14 protein-coding genes are annotated in these 22,430 nt (G+C 59.6%); 4 read left to right on the top strand and 10 right to left on the bottom strand.

Features of this window, described 5'->3' with window-relative positions; genetic code table 11:
- Positions 1-401: 401 nt before the first annotated feature.
- Positions 402-692: a hypothetical protein gene (locus WCL58_RS12580; RefSeq protein ID WP_064291158.1), complete on the top strand. Its 291-nt coding sequence runs from the start codon at positions 402-404 to the stop codon at positions 690-692.
- A 74-nt stretch (positions 693-766) separates the two neighbouring features.
- Here WCL58_RS12580 and acnB read toward each other — a convergent pair whose 3' ends face one another.
- From acnB to pdhR, 5 genes are all read right to left on the bottom strand, one after another.
- The gene (acnB, locus tag WCL58_RS12575; protein ID WP_060422679.1) at positions 767-3,364 is read right to left on the bottom strand and encodes a bifunctional aconitate hydratase 2/2-methylisocitrate dehydratase; all 2,598 of its coding nucleotides are present in this window, start codon (positions 3,362-3,364) and stop codon (positions 767-769) included.
- A 515-nt stretch (positions 3,365-3,879) separates the two neighbouring features.
- Entirely contained in the window at positions 3,880-5,304 is a 1,425-nt protein-coding gene (lpdA, locus tag WCL58_RS12570) for a dihydrolipoyl dehydrogenase (RefSeq protein WP_004937500.1), read from the bottom strand.
- 233 nt (positions 5,305-5,537) lie between these two features.
- Entirely contained in the window at positions 5,538-7,457 is a 1,920-nt protein-coding gene (gene aceF / locus WCL58_RS12565; protein WP_336851237.1) for a pyruvate dehydrogenase complex dihydrolipoyllysine-residue acetyltransferase, read from the bottom strand.
- 13 nt (positions 7,458-7,470) lie between these two features.
- Positions 7,471-10,134, bottom strand: coding sequence for a pyruvate dehydrogenase (acetyl-transferring), homodimeric type (gene aceE / locus WCL58_RS12560; RefSeq protein ID WP_025304233.1), 2,664 nt, complete (start codon positions 10,132-10,134; stop codon positions 7,471-7,473).
- Between the two features lie 165 nt (positions 10,135-10,299).
- The gene (pdhR, locus tag WCL58_RS12555) at positions 10,300-11,064 is read right to left on the bottom strand and encodes a pyruvate dehydrogenase complex transcriptional repressor PdhR (protein WP_004937490.1); all 765 of its coding nucleotides are present in this window, start codon (positions 11,062-11,064) and stop codon (positions 10,300-10,302) included.
- A gap of 631 nt (positions 11,065-11,695) precedes the next feature.
- On the opposite strand from pdhR, the gene WCL58_RS12550 reads away from it, so the two are divergent.
- On the top strand, positions 11,696-13,072 hold the full coding sequence (locus tag WCL58_RS12550; RefSeq protein ID WP_004937488.1) for an amino acid permease: 1,377 nt from the start codon (positions 11,696-11,698) through the stop codon (positions 13,070-13,072).
- A 67-nt stretch (positions 13,073-13,139) separates the two neighbouring features.
- Here the strand turns inward: WCL58_RS12550 and WCL58_RS12545 are convergent, their stop codons facing one another.
- From WCL58_RS12545 to WCL58_RS12535, 3 genes are read right to left on the bottom strand one after another with little or no spacing between them, the layout of a single operon-like run.
- On the bottom strand, positions 13,140-14,375 hold the full coding sequence (locus tag WCL58_RS12545; protein ID WP_336851236.1) for a cytochrome c: 1,236 nt from the start codon (positions 14,373-14,375) through the stop codon (positions 13,140-13,142).
- Positions 14,372-14,926 carry a (2Fe-2S)-binding protein gene (locus WCL58_RS12540; RefSeq protein WP_060441040.1) on the bottom strand — a complete coding sequence of 185 codons (555 nt, stop codon included), beginning with the start codon at positions 14,924-14,926 and terminating at the stop codon, positions 14,372-14,374. Before WCL58_RS12540 ends, WCL58_RS12545 begins: the two co-directional genes overlap by 4 nt.
- Entirely contained in the window at positions 14,923-17,712 is a 2,790-nt protein-coding gene (locus WCL58_RS12535; RefSeq protein WP_336851235.1) for a xanthine dehydrogenase family protein molybdopterin-binding subunit, read from the bottom strand. The genes WCL58_RS12540 and WCL58_RS12535 overlap by 4 nt, the downstream gene beginning before the upstream one ends.
- A gap of 208 nt (positions 17,713-17,920) precedes the next feature.
- Here WCL58_RS12535 and WCL58_RS12530 point away from each other — a divergent pair, with 208 nt between their 5' ends.
- Together WCL58_RS12530 and WCL58_RS12525 are read left to right on the top strand one after the other, a co-directional pair.
- Positions 17,921-18,505, top strand: a complete 585-nt coding sequence (locus WCL58_RS12530; RefSeq protein WP_107227030.1) for a nucleotidyltransferase family protein — start codon at positions 17,921-17,923, stop codon at positions 18,503-18,505.
- 8 nt (positions 18,506-18,513) lie between these two features.
- The gene (locus tag WCL58_RS12525; protein ID WP_336851234.1) at positions 18,514-19,566 is read left to right on the top strand and encodes an XdhC family protein; all 1,053 of its coding nucleotides are present in this window, start codon (positions 18,514-18,516) and stop codon (positions 19,564-19,566) included.
- Here WCL58_RS12525 and WCL58_RS12520 read toward each other — a convergent pair.
- Together WCL58_RS12520 and fumA are read right to left on the bottom strand one after the other, a co-directional pair.
- The gene (locus WCL58_RS12520) at positions 19,490-20,356 is read right to left on the bottom strand and encodes a helix-turn-helix domain-containing protein (RefSeq protein WP_048234664.1); all 867 of its coding nucleotides are present in this window, start codon (positions 20,354-20,356) and stop codon (positions 19,490-19,492) included. The genes WCL58_RS12525 and WCL58_RS12520 overlap by 77 nt on opposite strands.
- A gap of 150 nt (positions 20,357-20,506) precedes the next feature.
- Positions 20,507-22,153 carry a class I fumarate hydratase FumA gene (fumA, locus tag WCL58_RS12515; protein ID WP_033635936.1) on the bottom strand — a complete coding sequence of 549 codons (1,647 nt, stop codon included), beginning with the start codon at positions 22,151-22,153 and terminating at the stop codon, positions 20,507-20,509.
- Positions 22,154-22,430 lie beyond the last annotated feature (277 nt).

The following is a 22,430-nucleotide window of genomic DNA, read 5'->3' as shown; positions in this document are numbered from 1 at the left end:
GCAAAGTTGGCAACTCGGCCAAATAAAACCTCGGCGGCGCGCAATATAGCGGCTTGCGGCGGCGATGGGAAGACGCCGGCCGCAATCGCTCAAGGAAAGCGAAGCGGTGCGTCATCGCCGCGCGGCGCTTGCCCGCCATGCGGAAAGTCTGCGGATAATCCGCCGAGCGCGGGTTATTTATTTGAATCATGTAGATACCGTGGAGATGTATGTCATGATTTTATCGGGATTATATTTTCCCTTTAAAATAAACAAGTTATTAATTCCTGGCGCGACGCGGCTTTATTGACATCCCCTCAATATCGATTAGCTTTTAAATAAAGGAGCTCTAATTATGTGCACCAGCGGCCAGAGGTGTTCTCACCTCCTTCATACCTATCACCACGATCAGGATGTGTGCCATGAAATACATAACCTCCATTATCGCACTGAGCATGATGTTTTCTGCATCGGCGTTCGCCGCCAAACAAATAACGCTTGAGGAATCAGCCAACTACACCAAACTTGGCGATCTCTCCATTCAGCAGACCGGCGTGCCTACCGTCGGCCATAAATATATTTCCTCAGAGGTTGATAAGAAATGTAATGAACTCAGCGGGCTGGATGGGAAGGACTGCTTCTATCGCATCATCTCCGCCACCGGGCAAGAGAGCGATCACAAAGATATCCACGTGGAAATATTCAAAAAATAGCGGGCTGGCTTTGAACGTAAAATAAAAAAAACGGGGCCCTGGAAAGGGCCCCGCTGCTTGGGATTGACGCTGAATTAAACCGCGGTCTGGAAGATCACGCCGTCGGCTTTTTCGGTGTACTGCCCCAGTTGGTCAAAGTTCAGATAGCGGTAGGTATCCGCCGCCGTCTTGTCGACCTGCGCCATATAGGTCTGGTACTCGTCCGGCGTCGGCAGGCGGCCCAGCAGGGACGCAACCGCAGCCAGTTCGGCAGACGCCAGATAGACGTTGGCACCGGTGCCCAGACGGTTCGGGAAGTTACGGGTCGAGGTGGAGACCACCGTCGCACCGTCCGCCACGCGAGCCTGGTTGCCCATGCACAGCGAACAGCCCGGGATCTCGATGCGCGCCCCGCTCTTGCCGAAGACGCTGTAGTAGCCTTCTTCGGTCAGCTGAGCCGCGTCCATCTTGGTTGGCGGCGCCACCCACAGACGGGTCGGCAGCTGGCCCTTGTGCTGATCCAGCAGCTTGCCGGCCGCGCGGAAGTGGCCGATGTTGGTCATGCAAGAACCGATGAACACTTCATCGATTTTGCTGTTGGCCACGTCAGACAGCAGGCGCGCATCGTCAGGATCGTTCGGCGCGCACAGGATCGGCTCTTTGATCTCGTTCAGATCGATGTCGATCACCGCCGCGTATTCCGCATCCGCATCGCCTTCCAGCAGCTGCGGATCCGCCAGCCATTTTTCCATGCCCTGAATACGGCGCTCCAGCGTACGGCGATCGCCGTAGCCTTCGGAGATCATCCACTTCAGCAGCACGATGTTGGAGTTCAGGTACTCTTCGATCGGCGCCTTGTCCAGCTTGATGGTACAACCGGCGGCGGAACGTTCGGCGGACGCATCGGTCAGCTCAAACGCCTGCTCAACCTTCAGATCCGGCAGGCCTTCGATCTCCAGAATACGGCCGGAGAAGATGTTTTTCTTGCCCTTCTTCTCGACGGTCAGCAAGCCTTGCTGGATCGCGTAGTAAGGGATGGCGTGCACCAGATCGCGCAGGGTGATGCCCGGCTGCATTTTGCCTTTGAAGCGCACCAGCACCGACTCAGGCATATCCAGCGGCATCACGCCGGTCGCGGCGGCAAACGCCACCAGGCCGGAACCGGCCGGGAAGGAGATGCCGATCGGGAAGCGGGTGTGGGAATCGCCGCCGGTGCCGACGGTGTCAGGCAGCAACATGCGGTTCAGCCAGGAGTGGATCACGCCGTCGCCCGGACGCAGCGAGACGCCGCCGCGGTTCATGATGAAGTCAGGCAGCGTATGGTGCGTGGTCACGTCGACCGGTTTCGGATACGCGGCGGTGTGGCAGAACGACTGCATGACCAGATCGGCAGAGAAGCCGAGGCAGGCCAGGTCTTTCAACTCATCGCGGGTCATCGGGCCGGTGGTGTCCTGAGAACCGACGGAGGTCATCTTCGGTTCGCAGTATTCGCCAGGGCGAATACCGGCGACGCCGCAGGCGCGGCCGACCATTTTCTGCGCCAGCGAGAAGCCTTTGCTGCTCGCGGCAACCGGTTTGGCGATACGGAACACCTCGCTGTGCGGCAGACCCAGCGCTTCGCGCGCCTTGGTGGTCAGACCGCGGCCGATGATCAGCGGGATACGGCCGCCGGCGCGCACTTCATCCAGCAGCACGTCGGTTTTCAGCTCGAAGTTGGCGATCAGCGCACCGGTCTCGTGGTTGCGCACTTCACCTTTGTACGGGTAAACGTCGATCACGTCGCCCATGTTCAGCTCGGACACGTCCACTTCGATCGGCAAGGCGCCGGCATCTTCCATGGTGTTGAAGAAGATAGGCGCAATCTTGCCGCCCAGCACCACGCCGCCGCCGCGCTTGTTCGGCACGTGCGGGATGTCGTCGCCCATAAACCACAGCACGGAGTTGGTAGCGGATTTACGGGAAGAACCGGTGCCGACCACGTCGCCGACGTAGGCCAGCGGGAAGCCTTTCTTGTTCAGCAGCTCGATCTGTTTGATCGGGCCGACGCTGCCCGGCTGATCCGGCACGATGCCTTCACGTTCGTTTTTCAACATCGCCAGCGCGTGCAGCGGGATGTCCGGGCGCGACCAGGCGTCCGGCGCCGGAGAAAGGTCGTCGGTGTTGGTTTCGCCGGTGACTTTGAACACGGTGACGGTGATCTTTTCCGCCAGCTCAGGGCGCGACAGGTACCATTCGGCGTCGGCCCAGGACTGCATGATCTGCTTGGCGTGTGGGTTACCGGCCTTGGCCTTCTCTTCCACGTCGTAGAAGTTGTCGAACATCAGCAGCGTGTGGGACAGCGCTTTCGCGGCGATGGGCGCCAGCGTTTCGTTGTCCAGCGCTTCGATCAGCGGATGAATGTTATAGCCGCCCTGCATGGTGCCTAACAGTTCAATGGCTTTCTCGGGGGTAACCAGGGGGGATGTCGCTTCGCCTTTGGCGATGGCCGCCAGGAAACCTGCTTTGACGTAGGCGGCTTCGTCGACGCCCGGTGGAACACGGTTAATCAGCAGGTCTAACAGGAATTCTTCTTCGCCTTTTGGCGGATTCTTCAGTAGTTCGACCAGCGCGGCCATTTGGGTGGCGTCTAGCGGCTTAGGGGCGATGCCCTCAGCAGCACGCTCGGCTACGTGCTTACGGTATTCTTCTAGCACGACGTTCTCCTCGCTCTCATTGTCATTTATTGTGCCTGGCGTATATGCAAACCGGGTTTATACCCTTGGGGTTTCACTCTGTGGCTAGGCGATCGGCCCGTAAAGGCCCCGAAACGGTGATTGGGGCAAACAAGCACGGTCAAACAGCGTTACAGCATGAAAGACTGATGGGTAGAGCGCACGGCGATATAGATGCCATCTATCCTGACGGGGCACTGCTGTCGATGTCCTGGACTGTAAGGTACAGTGCCCGGTTCCGCTCAGCCAGCATATCAGGATTTGAAACGGTTGTTAATTCGTTCACATAAAAGCAACATTAAATCTTTGCTGAATCGTTGAGCGCAGCGTAATCGGCTGCCGGACTAGCAGGGCATTATATCCATATAATTAGAATGGATATAAGCAGGGGGATCGGAATTTGGCGCAGCGGCCACAAAAATACCGCTTTCTGAGTTTGAGCAAAAAAAAACGGCCCCTTTTCAGGAGCCGCTGGTTAACCGGTCAAGCCAGCAGAATTACTTCTTCTTGGCTTTCGGGTTAGGCAGGTCGGTGATGCTGCCTTCGTAGATTTCCGCCGCCAGGCCCACGGATTCGTGCAGGGTCGGGTGAGCGTGGATGGTCAGCGCGATGTCTTCCGCGTCGCAGCCCATCTCGATAGCCAGACCGATTTCACCCAGCAGCTCGCCGCCGTTGGTGCCGACAATCGCGCCACCGATGATGCGGTGAGTTTCTTTGTCGAAGATCAGTTTGGTCATGCCGTCTGCACAGTCGGAAGCGATCGCACGGCCGGAAGCCGCCCACGGGAAGGTGGAGGTTTCGTAGCTGATGCCTTTCTCTTTCGCTTCTTTCTCGGTCAGACCCACCCATGCCACTTCCGGCTCGGTGTAAGCGATGGATGGGATCACTTTCGGATCGAAGTAGTGCTTCATGCCGGCGATAACTTCTGCGGCAACGTGGCCTTCGTGCACGCCTTTGTGCGCCAGCATCGGCTGACCGACGATGTCGCCGATAGCGAAGATGTGCGGCACGTTGGTGCGCAGCTGTTTGTCGACGTTGATGAAGCCACGCTCGTCAACTTCAACACCGGCTTTACCGGCATCCAGCAGTTTGCCGTTCGGCACGCGGCCGATCGCCACCAGCACCGCGTCGTAACGCTGTGGTTCTGCCGGCGCTTTTTTACCTTCCATCGTGACGTAGATGCCGTCTTCTTTGGCTTCTACCGCGGTCACTTTGGTTTCCAGCATCAGGTTGAACTGCTTGCTGATACGTTTGGTGAAGACTTTCACCACGTCTTTATCTGCCGCCGGGATAACCTGATCGAACATTTCAACGACGTCGATCTGTGAACCCAGCGCATGGTATACGGTGCCCATTTCCAGGCCGATGATGCCGCCGCCCATAACCAGCAGACGCTCTGGGACGGTTTTCAGTTCCAGCGCATCGGTGGAATCCCACACGCGTGGATCTTCATGAGGAATGAATGGCAGTTGGATCGGACGAGAACCTGCAGCGATGATGGCGTTGTCGAAGTTGATGGTGGTTGGGCCGTTTTCGCCTTCCACAACCAGGGTGTTAGCGCCGGTGAACTTGCCCAGGCCGTTGACCACTTTCACTTTACGGCCTTTCGCCATGCCAGCCAGACCGCCGGTCAGCTGAGTGATGACTTTTTCTTTCCAGACGCGCACTTTGTCGATGTCGGTTTTCGGCTCGCCGAAAACGATGCCGTGTTCGGCCAGCGCTTTGGCTTCTTCGATCACTTTGGCAACGTGCAGCAGTGCTTTGGAAGGGATACATCCCACGTTCAGGCAAACCCCGCCCAGAGTGGAATAACGTTCAACCAGAACGGTTTCAAGACCTAAGTCAGCGCAACGAAAGGCTGCAGAGTAACCTGCCGGGCCCGCCCCAAGTACCACGACCTGAGTTTTAATTTCAGTACTCATCATGACCTCTTAATTGATTGTCCGGCGGGTCAGACGTCATTTTTATTGCTAATCGATCTCATAACGCCCTTCATCCACCGGGACGCTTACACCGCGAGCAGTTTACAGAATTGTTAATAATCTGCAAAGCGTGTTCGAGTGACCCGTGTCTCAACAATTTTGTCGAGTTGTGCAAAATCCGACAAAACTGCTACAGAATCGTCAGGGGCGCAGCATGCTGCGCCCCTTTTGCATTACATCACCAGACGGCGAATGTCGGACAACATGTTGTTGATGATGGTGATGAAGCGCGCACCATCGGCACCGTCGATAACGCGGTGGTCGAAGGACAGCGACATCGGCATCATCAGGCGCGGCATGAACTCTTTACCGTTCCAGACCGGCTCCATCGCAGACTTGGAGACGCCCAGGATAGCCACTTCCGGCGCGTTGACGATCGGCGCGAAGTGGGTCGTCCCGATGCCGCCCAGGCTGGAGATGGTGAAGCAGCCGCCCTGCATCTCGCCCGCGGTCAGCTTGCCGTCGCGCGCTTTCTTGGAGATGGCCATCAGTTCGCGAGACAGCTCGGTGATGCTCTTCTTGTTCACGTCCTTGAACACCGGAACCACCAGGCCGTTCGGGGTATCTACCGCCACGCCGATGTTGATGTATTTCTTCAGCGTCAGCTTCTGGCCGTCTTCGGACAGCGAGCTGTTGAAGCGCGGCATCTGCTCCAGAGCGGCAGCAACGGCTTTCATGATGAACACGACAGGCGTGAACTTCACGTCCAGCTTGCGCTTGGCCGCTTCTTCGTTCTGCTGCTTGCGGAACGCTTCCAGATCGGTGATGTCGGTTTTGTCGAAGTGAGTCACGTGCGGGATCATCACCCAGTTGCGGCTCAGGTTCGCGCCAGAGATCTTCTGGATGCGGCCCATTTCGACTTCTTCGATCTCGCCGAACTTGCTGAAGTCCACTTTCGGCCATGGCAGCATGCCTGGCAGACCGCCGCCGGCAGCAGCCGGAGCCGCTTCAGCGCGTTTCACCGCGTCTTTCACGTAAGTCTGAACGTCTTCGCGCAGGATGCGGCCTTTACGACCGGTGCCCTTCACTTTCGCCAGGTTAACGCCGAATTCACGCGCCAGACGACGAATGACCGGGGTCGCGTGCACGTATGCCGCGTTCTCGGCGAACTCGCCTTTGTCATCCGCTTTCGCAGCCGGAGCGGCGGCTTTAGCGGCGGCCGGAGCCGGCGCAGCTTCCGCTTTAGCGGCTGGAGCGGCGGCAGCGGCAGGCGCAGCGCCTTCCACTTCGAACACCATGATCAGGGAGCCGGTTTTCACTTTGTCGCCGGTCGCGATCTTGATCTCTTTAACGGTACCCGCGAACGGTGCAGGCACTTCCATAGAGGCCTTGTCGCCTTCCACGGTGATCAGAGACTGCTCGGCGGCAACCTTGTCGCCCACCTTAACCATCACTTCGGTCACTTCGACTTCGTCACCGCCGATATCCGGCACGGCGACGTCTTTGGCCGCAGAGGCCGCAGGTGCTGCAGCGGCGGCAGGGGCTTGCGCCGCAGCCGGGGCCGCAGCGGCGGCAGGGGCTTGCGCCGCAGCCGGGGCCGCAGCGGAAGCGGCGCCGGCCACTTCGAACACCATGATCAGGGAACCGGTTTTCACTTTGTCGCCGGTCGCGATCTTGATCTCTTTCACGGTGCCCGCGAACGGCGCAGGCACTTCCATGGAAGCCTTGTCGCCTTCCACGGTGATCAGGGACTGCTCGGCTTCCACCTTGTCGCCCACTTTCACCAGGATCTCGGTCACTTCGACTTCGTCAGCGCCGATGTCCGGCACGGCAACGTCTTTGGCCGCAGCGGCGGCCGGGGCAGCTGCTGCTGCTGCCGGTTTTTCTTCCGCTTTCGCCGCCGGTGCAGCTTCCGCTGCGCCTGCCGCTTCGAAGATCATGATCAGTTTGCCGGTTTCGGTTTTATCGCCGACCGCCACTTTGATCTCTTTTACCACGCCCGCCTGCGGGGAGGGCACTTCCATGGAAGCCTTGTCGCCTTCCACGGTGATCAGCGATTGTTCCGCTTCAACTTTATCGCCGACCTTCACCAGAATCTCGGTGATTTCGACTTCATCTGCACCGATGTCCGGTACGTTGATTTCGATAGACATTATTCAGTACCTCTTAGGCCAGACGCGGGTTAACTTTTTCCGGGTTGATGTCGAATTTCTTGATTGCATCGGCAACCACAGAAGCTTCGATCTCACCGCGTTTAGCCAGTTCACCCAGAGCAGCAACCACCACGTAGGATGCATCGACTTCGAAGTGGTGACGCAGGTTTTCGCGGCTGTCCGAACGACCGAAGCCGTCGGTGCCCAGTACGCGATAATCGCTGGCCGGCACATAAGTACGAACCTGTTCGGCGAACAGTTTCATATAGTCGGTAGAAGCTACCGCCGGCGCGTCGCTCATCACCTGAGCGATGTAAGGCACGCGTGGCGTTTCGGTTGGGTGCAGCATGTTCCAGCGCTCGCAGTCCTGGCCGTCGCGCGCCAGTTCGGTGAACGAGGTCACGCTGTAGGTGTCGGAACCCACGCCGTAGTCCTTCGCCAGGATCTGCGCAGCTTCGCGCACGTGGCGCAGGATGGCACCGGAGCCCAGCAGCTGTACCTTGCCTTTGCTGCCTTCCAGCGTTTCCAGCTTGTAGATACCCTTGCGGATACCTTCTTCCGCACCCTGCGGCATCGCAGGCATGTGGTAGTTTTCGTTCAGCGTGGTCAGGTAGTAGTACACGTTTTCCGGGTTGTCGCCATACATGCGCACCAGACCGTCGTGCATGATCACCGCCACTTCGTACGCGTAAGCCGGATCGTAAGAGATGCAGTTAGGGATGGTCAGAGACTGAATGTGGCTGTGGCCATCTTCGTGCTGCAGACCTTCGCCGTTCAGGGTAGTACGGCCCGAGGTGCCGCCGATCAGGAAGCCGCGCGCCTGTTGGTCGCCCGCTGCCCAGCACAGGTCGCCGATACGTTGGAAACCGAACATCGAGTAGTAGATGTAGAACGGAATCATCGGCAGATCGTTGGTGCTGTAGGAAGTCGCTGCGGCCAGCCAGGAAGAGGCTGCACCCAGTTCGTTGATGCCTTCCTGCAGGATTTGGCCTTTCTCGTCTTCTTTGTAGTAAGCCACCTGCTCACGGTCCTGCGGAGTGTACTGCTGGCCGTTCGGGCTGTAGATACCGATCTGACGGAACAGACCTTCCATACCGAAGGTACGCGCTTCGTCGGCGATGATTGGCACCAGGCGATCTTTGATCGACTTGTTCTTCAGCATCACGTTCAGGGCACGCACGAAGGCGATAGTGGTGGAGATCTCTTTGTTCTGCTCTTCCAGCAGCGAGCTGAAATCTTCCAGCGCCGGCATTTCCAGCTTCTGAGTGAACTCCGGCAGACGCGTCGGCACGTAGCCTTTCAGCGCCTGGCGACGTTCGTGCAGGTATTTGTACTCTTCGGACTCTTTCTCGAAGGTGATGTACGGCAGTTTTTCGATGTCAGCATCGGCAACCGGCACGTTGAAACGATCGCGGAAGTGGTGAACCCCTTCCATGTTCATTTTCTTCACCTGGTGAGCGATGTTTTTACCTTCCGCGGTTTCACCCATGCCGTAACCTTTGATGGTGTGGGCCAGGATAACGGTCGGTTTGCCTTTGGTGTCCTGCGCTTTTTTCAGTGCAGCGAAGATTTTCTTCGGATCGTGACCACCACGGTTCAGCGCCCAGATTTCGTCGTCGGTCATGTCTTTGACCAGCGCCGCGGTTTCTGGGTAACGGCCGAAGAAGTGCTCGCGCACGTAAGCGCCATCTTTGGATTTGAAGGTCTGGTAGTCGCCGTCCAGGGTCTCGTTCATCAGCTGAACCAGTTTACCGCTGGTGTCTTTACGCAGCAGTTCGTCCCAACGGCCGCCCCAGATCACTTTCAGCACCTGCCAGCCTGCGCCGGAGAAGATGCCTTCCAGTTCGTTGATGATCTTGCCGTTGCCGGTGACCGGGCCGTCCAGGCGCTGCAGGTTGCAGTTGATGACGAACACCAGGTTGTCCAGCTTCTCGCGGGTCGCGATGGTGATGGCGCCTTTGGATTCCGGCTCATCCATCTCGCCGTCGCCCAGGAAGGCGTAAACGGTCTGCTCAGAGGTGTCTTTCAGGCCGCGATGTTCCAGGTATTTCAGGAACTTCGCCTGATAGATGGCGCTGATTGGGCCCAGGCCCATGGAAACGGTCGGGAACTGCCAGAATTCCGGCATCAGCTTAGGATGCGGGTAAGAGGACAGGCCATTGCCGTGCACTTCCTGACGGAAGTTGTTCATTTGTTCTTCGGTCAGGCGGCCTTCAAGGAAGGCACGCGCGTAAACGCCCGGAGAGATGTGGCCCTGGAAGTACACCAGGTCGCCGCCGTCTTTCTCGTTGCGTGCGCGGAAGAAGTGGTTAAAGCAGACTTCATAGAAGGTCGCGGAAGACTGGAAGGAAGCCATGTGGCCGCCCAGCTCCAGGTCTTTTTTGGATGCGCGCAGAACGGTCATGATCGCGTTCCAACGGATCGCTGAGCGAATGCGGCGTTCCAGATCCAGGTTGCCTGGGTAGGCCGGTTCGTCTTCTACCGCGATGGTGTTGACGTAGTTGTGCGCTGCAGCACCGGCCGCAACGTTAACGCCGCCTTTGCGGGCTTCTCCCAATACCTGATCAATCAGAAACTGAGCTCGCTCAACACCCTCTTCACGGATGACCGATTCGATCGCCTGCAGCCAGTCGCGGGTTTCGATCGGATCCACGTCATTGTTTAAACGTTCTGACATGGTGGTATTCCTTATCTGTCTAATGGTTTGTTTGGAGCCTGTCTTCCTGTGCTCTGTGCAAAAACACACGAAGACAGGCCCATCAGTTTAGTTGCCGCTTAAGTACTTAACTAAGTACCTCGAACTTAACCCCCGCAGGCTGGTGTACCCTGAAGAGGACAGCTCTTAATCCTTGCGTTGCTGGAGACGCCGTAGCGATCTCTCGCGCCGAGTATGCTCCCGGCTGAGATCCAGCAAGATTTCCTCGATAAACGCCAAGTGGCGATGCGAGGCTTCACGGGCCTTTTCCGGCTCGCGTGCCACAATCGCCTCAAAAATTCCGGCGCGGTGGCTGCTCACTTTTGCCAACATCTCACGGCGCGAGTAGAGCAATTCAAAGTTCTGACGCACGTTCTGTTCCAGCATCGGCCCCATGCAGCGTAGCAGGTGAAGTAACACAACGTTGTGGGCAGCTTCGGTCACGGCGATTTGATACTGCATGACCGCATCGGCTTCGGCGTCGAGATCGCCGCTGTCTTGAGCCTGTTGAATCACGATATGGCAGTCGCGGATGCGCGCCAGATCTTCATCGGTGCCGCGCAGCGCCGCGTAATAGGCGGCAATGCCTTCCAGCGCGTGACGGGTTTCCAGCAGATCGAACTGTGATTCGGGATGGTCGGCCAGCAGCTCGGCCAGCGGATCGCTGAAGCTCTGCCACAGATTAGTTTGCACGAAGGTGCCGCCGCCCTGACGGCGCAGGAGCAGCCCTTTCGCTTCCAGGCGCTGAATGGCCTCTCTCAGAGAAGGACGGGAGACATCAAATTGTTTCGCCAGCTCGCGCTCCGGAGGCAGTTTTTCGCCTGGGCGCAGTGTCCCCTCGAGGATCAGGTATTCGAGCTGTTGCTCGATAACATCTGACAACTTGGGTTGGCGGATTTTGCTGTAGGCCATGAGTGAATTCTTCTCTGCGAATGGCGCGGAGTCAATTGGTAATACCAATTTCAAAAACGTGACGGTAAAGTAACAAAGTATTCACCTCCTGTCCATACGGGCCTTGATCGAAATCAGGTTACCCGCACATTTTAACACCCCGCTGAAAACCCCGCTGCAAACCGGTAACGCCGTGATGGTATTACCATTTACGCGCCGGGTTGGGGATTTAACTTTTACCAAACCTTACGCAAGGCAGAGTGCAAACTTTTTGCCCGAGTTTTATTGCATGGTTATGACGCTTTAATGAATGGCTATTTGGCGAGCAGCGCAACGGGAGTTCGTTCATTATTTAAACGCGCGCCGCCGTTCGGATCTACGTTATTTTTGCGCATTATGTGATTTGTTGCTTATTTCATGCACTGAATCCCCCCCGCCGTCACACAACCCGCATTTTGTTTCCTAAACTGCTGCAATCTTAATCACTCACACGACAAAGCAGGTGCAAACAGACGCGCATAACATTATTCTCTGCCAAACGGTAGCGGCGCCGTGGAATTAATAGCTATAACGCCGTAAATAAAACAAAACACACATCGTAACCACTGCTTTACAGGTATGTGGTCATTCGCAACGACAGAGGGTTAGATTGATGGATGGTCAACAGCATGGTGACCAGCTGAAACGCGGCCTGAAAAACCGCCATATTCAGCTCATCGCCTTAGGTGGCGCAATCGGCACCGGGTTATTTCTCGGTATCGCTCAAACAATAAAAATGGCCGGCCCGTCAGTGCTTCTCGGCTACGCCATCGGCGGCTTCATCGCGTTTCTGATCATGCGCCAGCTGGGGGAAATGGTGGTGGAAGAGCCGGTTGCCGGTTCCTTCAGCCACTTCGCCTACAAATACTGGGGCAACTTCGCCGGCTTCGCTTCCGGCTGGAACTACTGGGTGCTGTATGTCCTGGTGGCGATGGCGGAGCTGACCGCGGTCGGCATCTACGTGCAGTACTGGTGGCCGGAGATCCCCACCTGGGTCTCCGCTGCGGTGTTCTTCCTGGCGATCAACGCCATCAACCTGGCCAACGTTAAAGTTTACGGCGAGATGGAGTTCTGGTTCGCCATCATCAAGGTGGTGGCGATTATCGGCATGATCGTGTTCGGCGCCTACCTGCTGTTCAGCGGCATGGGCGGCCCGGAAGCCACCGTCACCAACCTGTGGGCGCAGGGCGGGTTCTTCCCGAACGGCGTCATGGGCCTGGTGATGGCGATGGCGGTGATCATGTTCTCCTTCGGCGGCCTCGAGCTGGTCGGCATCACCGCCGCCGAAGCCGACAACCCGCAAAAAAGCATTCCGAAAGCCACCAATCAGGTGATCTACCGCATCCTGATCTTCTATATCGGTTCGCTGGCCATTCTGCTGTCGCTGTACCCGTGGGGCAAAGTGGTTGAAGGCGGCAGCCCGTTCGTGCTGATCTTCCACGCGCTGAACAGCAATCTGGTGGCGACCGTGCTGAACATCGTGGTGCTCACCGCCGCGCTGTCGGTGTACAACAGCTGCGTCTACTGCAACAGCCGCATGCTGTACGGCCTGGCGCAGCAGGGCAACGGCCCGAAAAGCCTGCTGAAGGTCGACGGCCGCGGCGTGCCGGTGGTAGCCATCGGCATTTCCGCCCTCGCCACCGCGCTGTGCGTGCTGATTAACTACCTGATCCCGGGGCGGGCCTTCGAACTGCTGATGGCGTTGGTGGTATCGGCGCTGGTGATCAACTGGGCGATGATCAGCCTGGCGCACCTGAAGTTCCGCGCCGCCAAAAACCGCGAAGGCGTGGTGCCGAAGTTCAAAGCCTTCTGGTACCCGTTCAGCAACTACCTATGCCTGCTGTTCATGGCCGGCATCCTGGTGATCATGTACCTGACGCCGGGCATTCAAATCTCGGTGCTGCTGATCCCGGTATGGGTGGCGATCCTGGCCGTCGGTTACGCCATCAAACAGCGCAGCCAACGCGTAGACGGCGTCACCAGCCGTTGAATCCCGTGACCGCACAATAAATAAAATGGCCCGCAGATGCGGGCCATTTTTTTCTCCTGAACGCCGCTTACTTGCGCAGCGCTTTCACCTGCTCTGCGGTGATATCCGCCGGCAAGCCGCCCCAGGTCACGCGCAGGTAATTCACCAGCTCCGCCACTTCGGCATCGCTCAGCCGCTCGCCGAAGCCCGGCATGCTCTGCATGCTTTCATCGTTCGGGAACTGCTGGGCCGGCAGGCCGTCCAGCACCGACACGATCAGGTTCTTGCCGTCTGCCTGGCGCAGCGTGGCATTATCGCGCATCGCCGGTGCGACGTGCGGTTTGCCCTCGCCTTCACGCGCGTGACACCCGGCGCACTGATCCAAATAGGCCATGCGCCCGGTATCGCTGCCCTGGCCCATTTTCACCGGCACCGCCGCCGGCGGCTGCTCGCCCATCAGATACAGCGCCAGCGCCTGGTGGTCTTCCGGCGTTAAATGACGGGTGCTGAGATCCACCACCATGTGCATCTCGCTGAAGGCGGAACCCTGCGGCGCGAGGCCGGTGCTGAGGAAGCGGCTGATGTCCTGCGGCGTCCAGCCGCGCTGCGCCAGGCCGTGCGGCGTAATGTCCGGCGCCATGAAGCGGCCGAGATCGCCGCCCTGCATCGGCTTAGCGAGATCCATCTGCCCCAGCGCGCCGCGCGGCGTGTGGCATTCGCCACAGTGCCCCAGCACGTCGGCCAGATAGCGGCCGCGCTGCCATTGCGGCGAACTGCCCTGCGAACTGGCCGGCAGCGGATCCTGGCTGCGGAACAGCAGGTTCCAGCCGATCAGCGCCATGCGCTGGTTGAACGGGAACGGCATCTCGTTGGCCGGAATGGCGACGTCCACCGCCGGGCGCGTCATCAGGTAAGCGTAGATGTCGTCGGCATCCTGACGCGACATGCCCTTGTACGAGGTGTAAGGCATCGCCGGGTACAGGTGTCGCCCGCCCGGCGCCACGCCCTGCGTCAGCGCCAGGAAGAAGTCGTCCTTGGTCCAGCGCCCGATGCCGTGGTCGGCCGACGGCGTCAGGTTGCTGCCGTAAATCGTGCCAAACGGCGTGTCCAGCGGATAGCCGCCGGCCAACGGCGCCCCGCCGCTGGCGGTATGGCAGGCGGCGCAGTCGGCGGCCTGCGCCAGATAGCGGCCGCGGGCGATCTGTTCGGCGCCGGCGGTCACCTGCTGCACCGGGCCGTCGTAACGGCGGTTTTCCCGCCACCACAGCAGCGCAATCACCACGATTGCCACCAGCACAATCAATACTGCGAGACGTTTTTTCATTGCGCCGTCTCCTTCAGCAGGCCCGGCGTTTTCAGCACCACGTCGCGCACCGCTTCGTAGTAACGCACATAGCCGGTGCAGCGGCAGATGTGGCTGTCCAGCGCCTGCTCGATGGCGCTTTCCAGCTGCTCGCGAGCGATCGGTTCACGCTTGAGCTTTTCCACGAAAATGGTGGCGGCGTTGACGAAGCCCGGCGTGCAGTAGCCGCACTGGAAGCTGTAGTGCTCCAGAAACGCCTGCTGGATCGGCGACAGTTCAACCACCTCGCCCTGCTCGTCCATCTTGGCGTGGCCTTCGACGGTACGCACTTTCTTGCCGTTGAAGAAATGCGCGCCGGTGATGCAGGTGCGCACCTCTTCGCTGGTGCCGCTCGGGTGATCGACGATCGCCACGCAGGCGTGGCAAATGCCCTGCCCGCAGCCGAGGCGCGAACCGGTCAGGTCAAGGTACTCGTGCAGGAAATCGATCATCATCAAGCCTTCCGGCACCTCGATCGGGCCGTACTGCTTCTCGTTGATGGTCAGGGAGATCGGCTGGGTTTTAATGCTCATTGTAATACCTCACGAATATTTTCTGCACGAACGGGCAAATCACGGAAACGGTGGCCGGTGGCGTCGGCGATGGCGTTGACCAGCGCGGCCACGATCGGGATCATCACCACCTCCGCCATGCCTTTCGGCGGATCGGTTTCCGACAGCGCCGGCAGGATGTCGCCGCTCTGTTTCCACACCGCCACGTCGCTGGCGCGCGGTAGATGGTAACGGTTGAAGTTCCAGGTGCCGTTGCCCGGGCCGTCTTCGTACAGCGGTAAATATTCGTGCAGCGCATGGCCGATCCCCATCGCCAGCCCGCCCTGCAGCTGGCCGGAAACCAGTTCCGGCACGATCAGGTTGCCGCACTCCATGATCGAATGGTGATTCAGCAATTCCACCTGGCCGGTGGCGATATCCACCGCCACTTCCGCCAGCGTGCCAACGGCGCTGTAGTAGGTCACCGCCGCATTGTTGCGCTGAGTTGGCGGGTAGTAGACTTGCCCGCGCGCCAGCGGTTTGAATTCACCGCCGGCGTTGCGCAGCGCCATGCCGTCGATCGGCAGGCGTTCGCTTTTGCCGTTCAGCGTGAAATCGGCCTCCGCCCACTGCCAGCGGTTGAAAACGTGCACCGCCGCGCCGGTGACGCCGCCCATCTGATAGGCCGTCTTGGCCAGCAGCTCGAGGCTCAGCACCGACATGCCCGCCGCCGTCAGGCCGCCCTCGACCCAACGCGCATCTTCACGCCGCACCACCAGCGGCGCCGCCTGGCCGCCGCCGATGCCGGCCTGCCACAGCGCTATCGCCGCCGGCCACAGGCCGCGATCGAAGATCAGGCGCGCCGCTTCGCGGGTGCTATGCGAGAAGTAATAGGCCGAGTTGCTGGCGCTGGACGGCGAGCAGTAGCTCGGCGTCCAGTTAGGGTTGGTTTGCAGCTTATCCTGCTCCTCTTGCGACATCAGGTAAGGATCGCCGCTGGTGACCATCGGCAGCACCGACCAGTCGGTGACCGAGAAATGCGCTTCGTCGGCCGGTTTGCCCAGCCACTGTGCGCACAGCACCGACTGCGAGGTCGACATGCCGGTGCCCATCTCCGCGCCGCTGTGATGCAGCGTGATGCGGCCGTCTTCGCTCAGCTCCACCCGGGCGAACGAGGTTTCCGCCCCGGTGCCGAAGTCTTTCTGCACGCAGCCGAAGCCAACGCCATAGCGCTTGCCGGGATGACGGCTCTCAAACTCGGCCTTGCGTTCGGCGCGCTTGAGCCACATCTCATGCTTCGCCGCCTTCTCCAGCACTTCATCGGCACGGATCGCACCGGCCGGGATCGCCCCCTGGGTGTTTTTCATGCCGGATTTCAACACGTTGCGCAGGCGGAATTCGATCGGGTCGATCTTCAGTTCAGCGGCCAGCTCATCCACCATCATCTCGGTGGCGGCCATGCTCTGCAGCGTGCCGTAACCGCGCGCCGAGCCGGCGTCGATGGCGCGTGAGGCCAGCCCGACCGACGACAGATCGCTTTTCGGGAAGTAGTAAATAGACTGGGCGGCGGTCGCGCCGACCATCACCACCGAAGGGGTAAAGTTGCTGCGGCCGCCGCCGTCCGCCGTCATGTCACCGAGGAACGACTGCATAACGCCGGTCTGGCGATTCACCGCGATGCGGTAATTCATATCGAACGCGTGGCGCTTCAGCGCCGTCTGGAACTGCTCGAAGCGGTCGTTGGCCAAGCGCACCGGGTGGCCGTCGCCGTACATCGCCGCCACCGCGCCGTAATACGGGAAGTTGTAGTGATCTTTCGAACCGTAGCCCACGGTGTAGCACGGGTGCAGGATCAGCTGTTTCACCGGTGGATTGCGCTTGGCCAGCATGCGCGGCATCTCATCGGCCACTTCCTGCGGCGACTGGGTCGGCACCACCAGATGCAGCGTTTGCGTCTCGGCGTCGAACCAGCCGTTGGCGTTGTCCGGCTCCAGCGCCGAGGTGTCGATCGACTGCGTGGTGTAGCGGCGCGACATCACCAGCCAATCGGCCGGCGGATTGGCCATCTCGTCGGCGATCAGGCCCGCATAGCGCATGCCTTCCTGATCCAGCTTGCCGCCCTCGCGCCCTTCCGGCCACACCGGCAGGTGTTTTTTCATCGATACCGGGAAGATTGGCGTGTCCTTCAGGCTGGAGAAGCGATCGTCGTCGAACGGCTGATCGCCCCCCACCCGCACATAGCGGAAGCTGCCCCAGGGATCGCGCTCCAGCGGGCCGGTGACCGCGCCGTATTTGATGGTCTCTTCACGGAATTTCAGCTTGTCCTTGGCGAAACGGAAACGGGCAAAGTCGTGATAGATCAGGATCGCCACCGCCTGGCCGAGGTAGGCCGGGGTTTTGCCGCTCGGCAGCAGCATGTCGTCACCGTAGAACGCCGGGAAGGCCAGGCCGTCGCGCGCCAGATCTTCCGCCGTCACCAGGCGATCCGGCTGCAGGTCGTCCCCCAACAGCGACAGATCGACCCCTTCGAACAGCCGGTCGGCTTTGGTGACGCGCAGAATGAAGGCGTGCGCCTGTTTCTGCGGCCAGTGCGGCATGTCCACCGCGCGGATATCGCGCGCGAACACCTTCTGCCCCATGACCTTGGCGCGGCCATCGATACGGAAACGGACGCGTTTGGTCTGCGGATCCCAGTTGGGTGACTGGAGGATTTTTTGCTCGAACAGCGCGGCGTAGGCGCGGCTGTACAGGGGCGCGAGATACACAGACACCCCCGCAATCACGGCGCTTTTGATAAAGCGGCGCCGCGACGGGTTGAAATTGCTCATAAATAAGTCCTTCACGTCTTTCTTGTAATTGGTTTTTGTTCGCGGTGTTGTTGCGCAAACGCTGACGACCTTGCCGTAGACGTCATAAGCATATGCTTATAACTAAAATTATGTGATGATTAACAGGCTGTTTTCAACAAAAAAACATTTGCAAAACACAGGTAGTTTGTAGGCTAATAAATAATTTGCGCAAACGCGGACTTCAACCATGACCACGGGCATTGTCATTACCGCCGCCGGACGCGGGGAGCGCTTTATTCAGGCCGGCGGCCAGGGCAACAAATTGAACGCCGGATTTACCGACGCGGCGGGCGAGCGGCGATCGCTGTTCGAACACACCCTGCGCCAGGCATTGGCTTCCGGCCTGCCGGTACAGGTGGTAACCCGGCCGGATAATCTGCCGGTGCTGGCAGCCTGCGCCGCCAATCAGGTGCCGGTCACCCTGCTCGCCAGTTCGGGCCTCGGCGACTCGATCGCCGCGGGCGTTGCCGCCACGCCGCACTGGCAGGGCTGGCTGATCCACCTGGCCGATATGCCGTTCGTCGGCGCCGAGGTTTTCCGGCAGGTGGCGGATGCCTTACGGCAGCACGCGATCGTGCGCCCCTGCTATGCGCAACAGCCCGGCCACCCGGTCGGCTTTTCCGCCCTATTGCGCAAACCCCTTTGCCAACTGCGCGGCGATAATGGCGCGCGTGAACTGCTGCAAGGCGCGGCAGTGCACCTGCTGCCGCTTGAGCACCCCGGCGTCGTGCAGGATATTGATCTTCCATCGCAACTCCCGGCCAGCGAGTAAATTCACCTATGCAACATCTTGATGTCACCGTGGTCAGCCAGGCGATAAGCTGGCTGCAGCAACAGCCGGTCTGGTTATGCACCGTGCTCAGTACCTATGGCTCTTCGCCGCGGTCGCCGGGCGCGCTGATGGCGGCGACTCGCGACGGCCGCTACAGCGGTTCGCTGTCGGGCGGCTGCGTTGAGGAGGATTTTTTGCGCCGCGTGGCCGCCGGGGAGTATCAGGCGGCCAGCCAGGTGATCCGTTACGGCGAAGGCGGCATGACGCCCAACGTGGCGCTGCCCTGCGGCGGCATGTTGGACGTGCTGATCGAATACCTGCCGGCGGGTGAAGACAGCATCGCTTACCTGCAACGCATCGCCGGCGCGCTGGAAGGGCATCACGCGTTGATCAAACGCCTGACGCTGCCCAACGCCTGCCACAGCCTCGAGCAAAGCCACTTCACCAGCGCCACGCAGGTCGAACGCCGGCTCGAGCAGATCACCCTGCACATCGCGGCCGCGCCGCGCCTGCTGATCGCCGGGCTGTCCAGCGTGGCGCTGTACTGCGCCGATTTCGCCGTGGCGCTGGGGTTTGAGGTGCTGGTGTGCGAGAACCGCCCGGAGGTGCTGGATAACTTTGCCGCCGAGCTGAAACCGGGCGTGACGTTGCTGCGCCAGTTTCCGGCCAAATTTATTGAAGAAGGGGGATGCCACGCCAATACCGCCGTCGTGGCGCTGACCCACGATCCGCGCATGGACGACCTGACGCTGATGGAAGCGATCCACACCCCGGCGTTTTACATCGGGGCCATGGGATCGCTCAGAAACAGCGCGCGGCGGCGCCAGCGTTTGCAGCAGATTGCCGAATTCACGCCGCAGGAGCTGGAACGCATCCATGCGCCGATCGGCCTGCCGCTGGGCAGCAAAACCCCGGCGGAGATCGCCCTGGCGGTGATGGCGGCGATCGTGCAGCAAAAAAACCGGCTGCCGGCCGCCGACGGGATCAATGCAGCGGCACCACCGGCACCAGATGCTGCAGCTCCAGATGCAGTTCCTCTTTCCCGCTCAGCGAATAGCTGAACACCGTAATGTCCGGCCCGTCACCGCGGGCCAGCCCCATTTCGGGCAATACCTGCGTGTAGATCTGAATGATGTGGTCGTTGAGCGCCACCGGCTTGCCGGAATAGCGAAAACGGCAAAACTCGCCGTGGATCTCCGGCAGCGGCTCCAGCACCACGCCTTCGCGCAGCGGGTATTCCGTCGTCACGCCCAGGGTATAATCGACCCTGACCCGCTCGCCGTCCGGCACCAGCTGGGTAAACGAATAGGTTTGCGTCGGGCGCTCGCCCAACAAGGTGTAGAACTGCCCCCGCAGCGCGCTGCGCTGCGGCAGGTGCGACTTGTCCAGCTTCTCGATATCCAGGTGATAAGCGTACCGCTTGCCGTGAAAGGCGTATTGCCCCCGGGCGATGCTGACGCGTTCAACCTGAATATCGCCGGGCTGGCTGGCCGCCAGCGAACGCACCAGATTGCTGAAGTCCTGCTTGCGGGCATGGCGATACACGCTGGGCGATTCGGCGAAGTGTTTCTTGAAACAGCGCGAGAACGTCTGCTGGTTATCGAATTGGTATTCGACCGAGATATCGAGAATGCTCTTCTGCGTGAAACGCAAGGCGAAAGCGGCGAGGTAGAGGCGGCGAGCGCGGATGTACGAGGCTAACGACAATCCGGTCTGCTTCTTGAACATGCGCTGCAGGTACCATTTCGTATAGCCTGACTTGGCGGAAACGATATCCAACGACAGCGGATTGGTCAGGTTATCTTCAATCCAGACCAGCAATTCCTTGATATGACTTTCCTGCGTACCCATGTGCTTGCCGAACCTTCTGTTGCCGATATTCCATTAGTCGAATTTTAGTGCTATCCGCGTAGGGTATACAGGTTAAAACTCGACGTCCAGCAAGCTACAGGACTTTACACACTCCCCTTCACCGCCCGCAGGCGGCGAAGGGGGCCGCGCTTATTTCAGGCAGCTGGAGCATTGACCGGCCTGGATCTTCTGGAAGAAGTCATTGCCTTTGTCATCCACCAGGATAAACGCCGGGAAATCTTCCACTTCGATTTTCCAGATCGCTTCCATGCCCAGCTCAGGATACTCCACGCACTCCAGGCTCTTGATGCTCTGCTGCGCCAGCACCGCCGCCGGGCCGCCGATGCTGCCGAGATAGAAGCCGCCGTGCTTGTGGCAGGCATCCGTCACCTGCTGGCTGCGGTTGCCTTTCGCCAGCATGATCATGCTGCCGCCGTGGGATTGCAGCAGATCGACGTAAGAGTCCATACGCCCGGCGGTGGTTGGCCCCAACGAACCGGACGCGTAGCCCTCCGGCGTTTTGGCCGGGCCGGCGTAGTAGATCGGGTGATCCTTGACGTACTGCGGCAGGCCTTCACCGCGATCCAGACGCTCTTTCAGCTTGGCGTGCGCGATATCGCGGCCGACGATGATGGTGCCGCTCAGCGACAGGCGGGTGGAAACCGGGTACTGCGACAGCTGTTTAAGGATCTCGGCCATCGGGCGATTGAGATCGACTTTGATCGCCTCGCCTTCCCCGGCCTGACGCAGTTCCTGAGGAATGAATTTACCCGGATTGTGCTCCAGTTTTTCCAGCCAGATGCCGTCGCGGTTGATCTTGCCTTTGATGTTGCGGTCCGCCGAGCAGGAGACGCCCATGCCGACCGGGCAGGACGCGCCGTGGCGCGGCAGGCGCACCACGCGGATATCGTGCGCGAAGTATTTGCCGCCGAACTGCGCGCCCAGACCCAGGTTTTGCGCTTCTTGCAGCAGCTCCGCTTCGAGTTCCAGATCGCGGAATGCCTGGCCATGCTCGTTGCCTTCGGTCGGCAGGCCATCGTAATACTTGGTCGAGGCCAGCTTGACGGTTTTCAGCGTCGCTTCCGCCGAGGTGCCGCCGATGACGAACGCCACGTGGTACGGCGGGCAAGCCGCGGTGCCCAACGTGCGCATCTTGTCGACCAGGTAGTTTTTCAGTTTGCCCGGCGACAGCAGCGCCTTGGTTTCCTGATACAGATAGGTTTTGTTGGCGGAACCGCCGCCCTTGGCGATGCACAGGAACTTGTACTCTTCGCCGTCCACGCTGTAGAGATCGATCTGCGCCGGCAGGTTGCTACCGGTATTGACCTCTTTATACATATCCAGTGCGGCGTTCTGCGAATAGCGCAGGTTCTCTTCGATGTAGGTGTTGTACACCCCGCGCGACAACGCCGCTTCATCGCCGCCGCCGGTCCAGACGCGCTGGCCCTTTTTGCCGACGATGATCGCCGTGCCGGTGTCCTGGCAGGTCGGTAAAATACCCTTGGCGGCGATTTCTGAGTTACGCAGAAATTGCAGCGCAACGTACTTGTCGTTTTCGCTGGCGTCCGGATCGTCGAGGATATCGGCCACCTGCTGCTGGTGCGCCGGGCGCAGCATGAACGAGGCGTCGTGGAACGCATGCTGGGCAAGCAGGGTTAACGCTTCAGGGGCAACTTTCAGAATTTCCTGGCCTTCAAATTCGCTCACGGAAACGTGGTCGCGGCTCAGCAGGTAGTATTCGGTATCGTCTTTCTTCAGCGGGAACGGATCTTGATAGTGGAACGGTTTATTCGACATTGATCTCTCACTTGCAACATCAGCTGCGTTAAATTCACACTTGCGGCGCACGGCTCGGCGCCTTGTCAAAAAACTGCCTCCACCTTACGTATTTTTAATCAGTCAGTTATTGCGCCAAATCGCAAAATAACCGCTCTTTGCGTAAGGGATTACCACAGGCGGCGTTTCAACCTTGCTCGGTGAGAACTGCGGGTACAGGCTCATCATGCACGCTTTATTATCCCGCAGTTAACACATTGATTACAATCCATCGGCGGCGATCGTCTTATCAATGTGG

The organism is Serratia sp. TMDUHS_CL, from assembly GCF_037137105.1.
Lineage (GTDB): Bacteria > Pseudomonadota > Gammaproteobacteria > Enterobacterales > Enterobacteriaceae > Serratia > Serratia nevei.
Note: the sequence above shows the minus strand (reverse complement) of the source record. Positions and strands in the feature narration are given on the sequence as shown.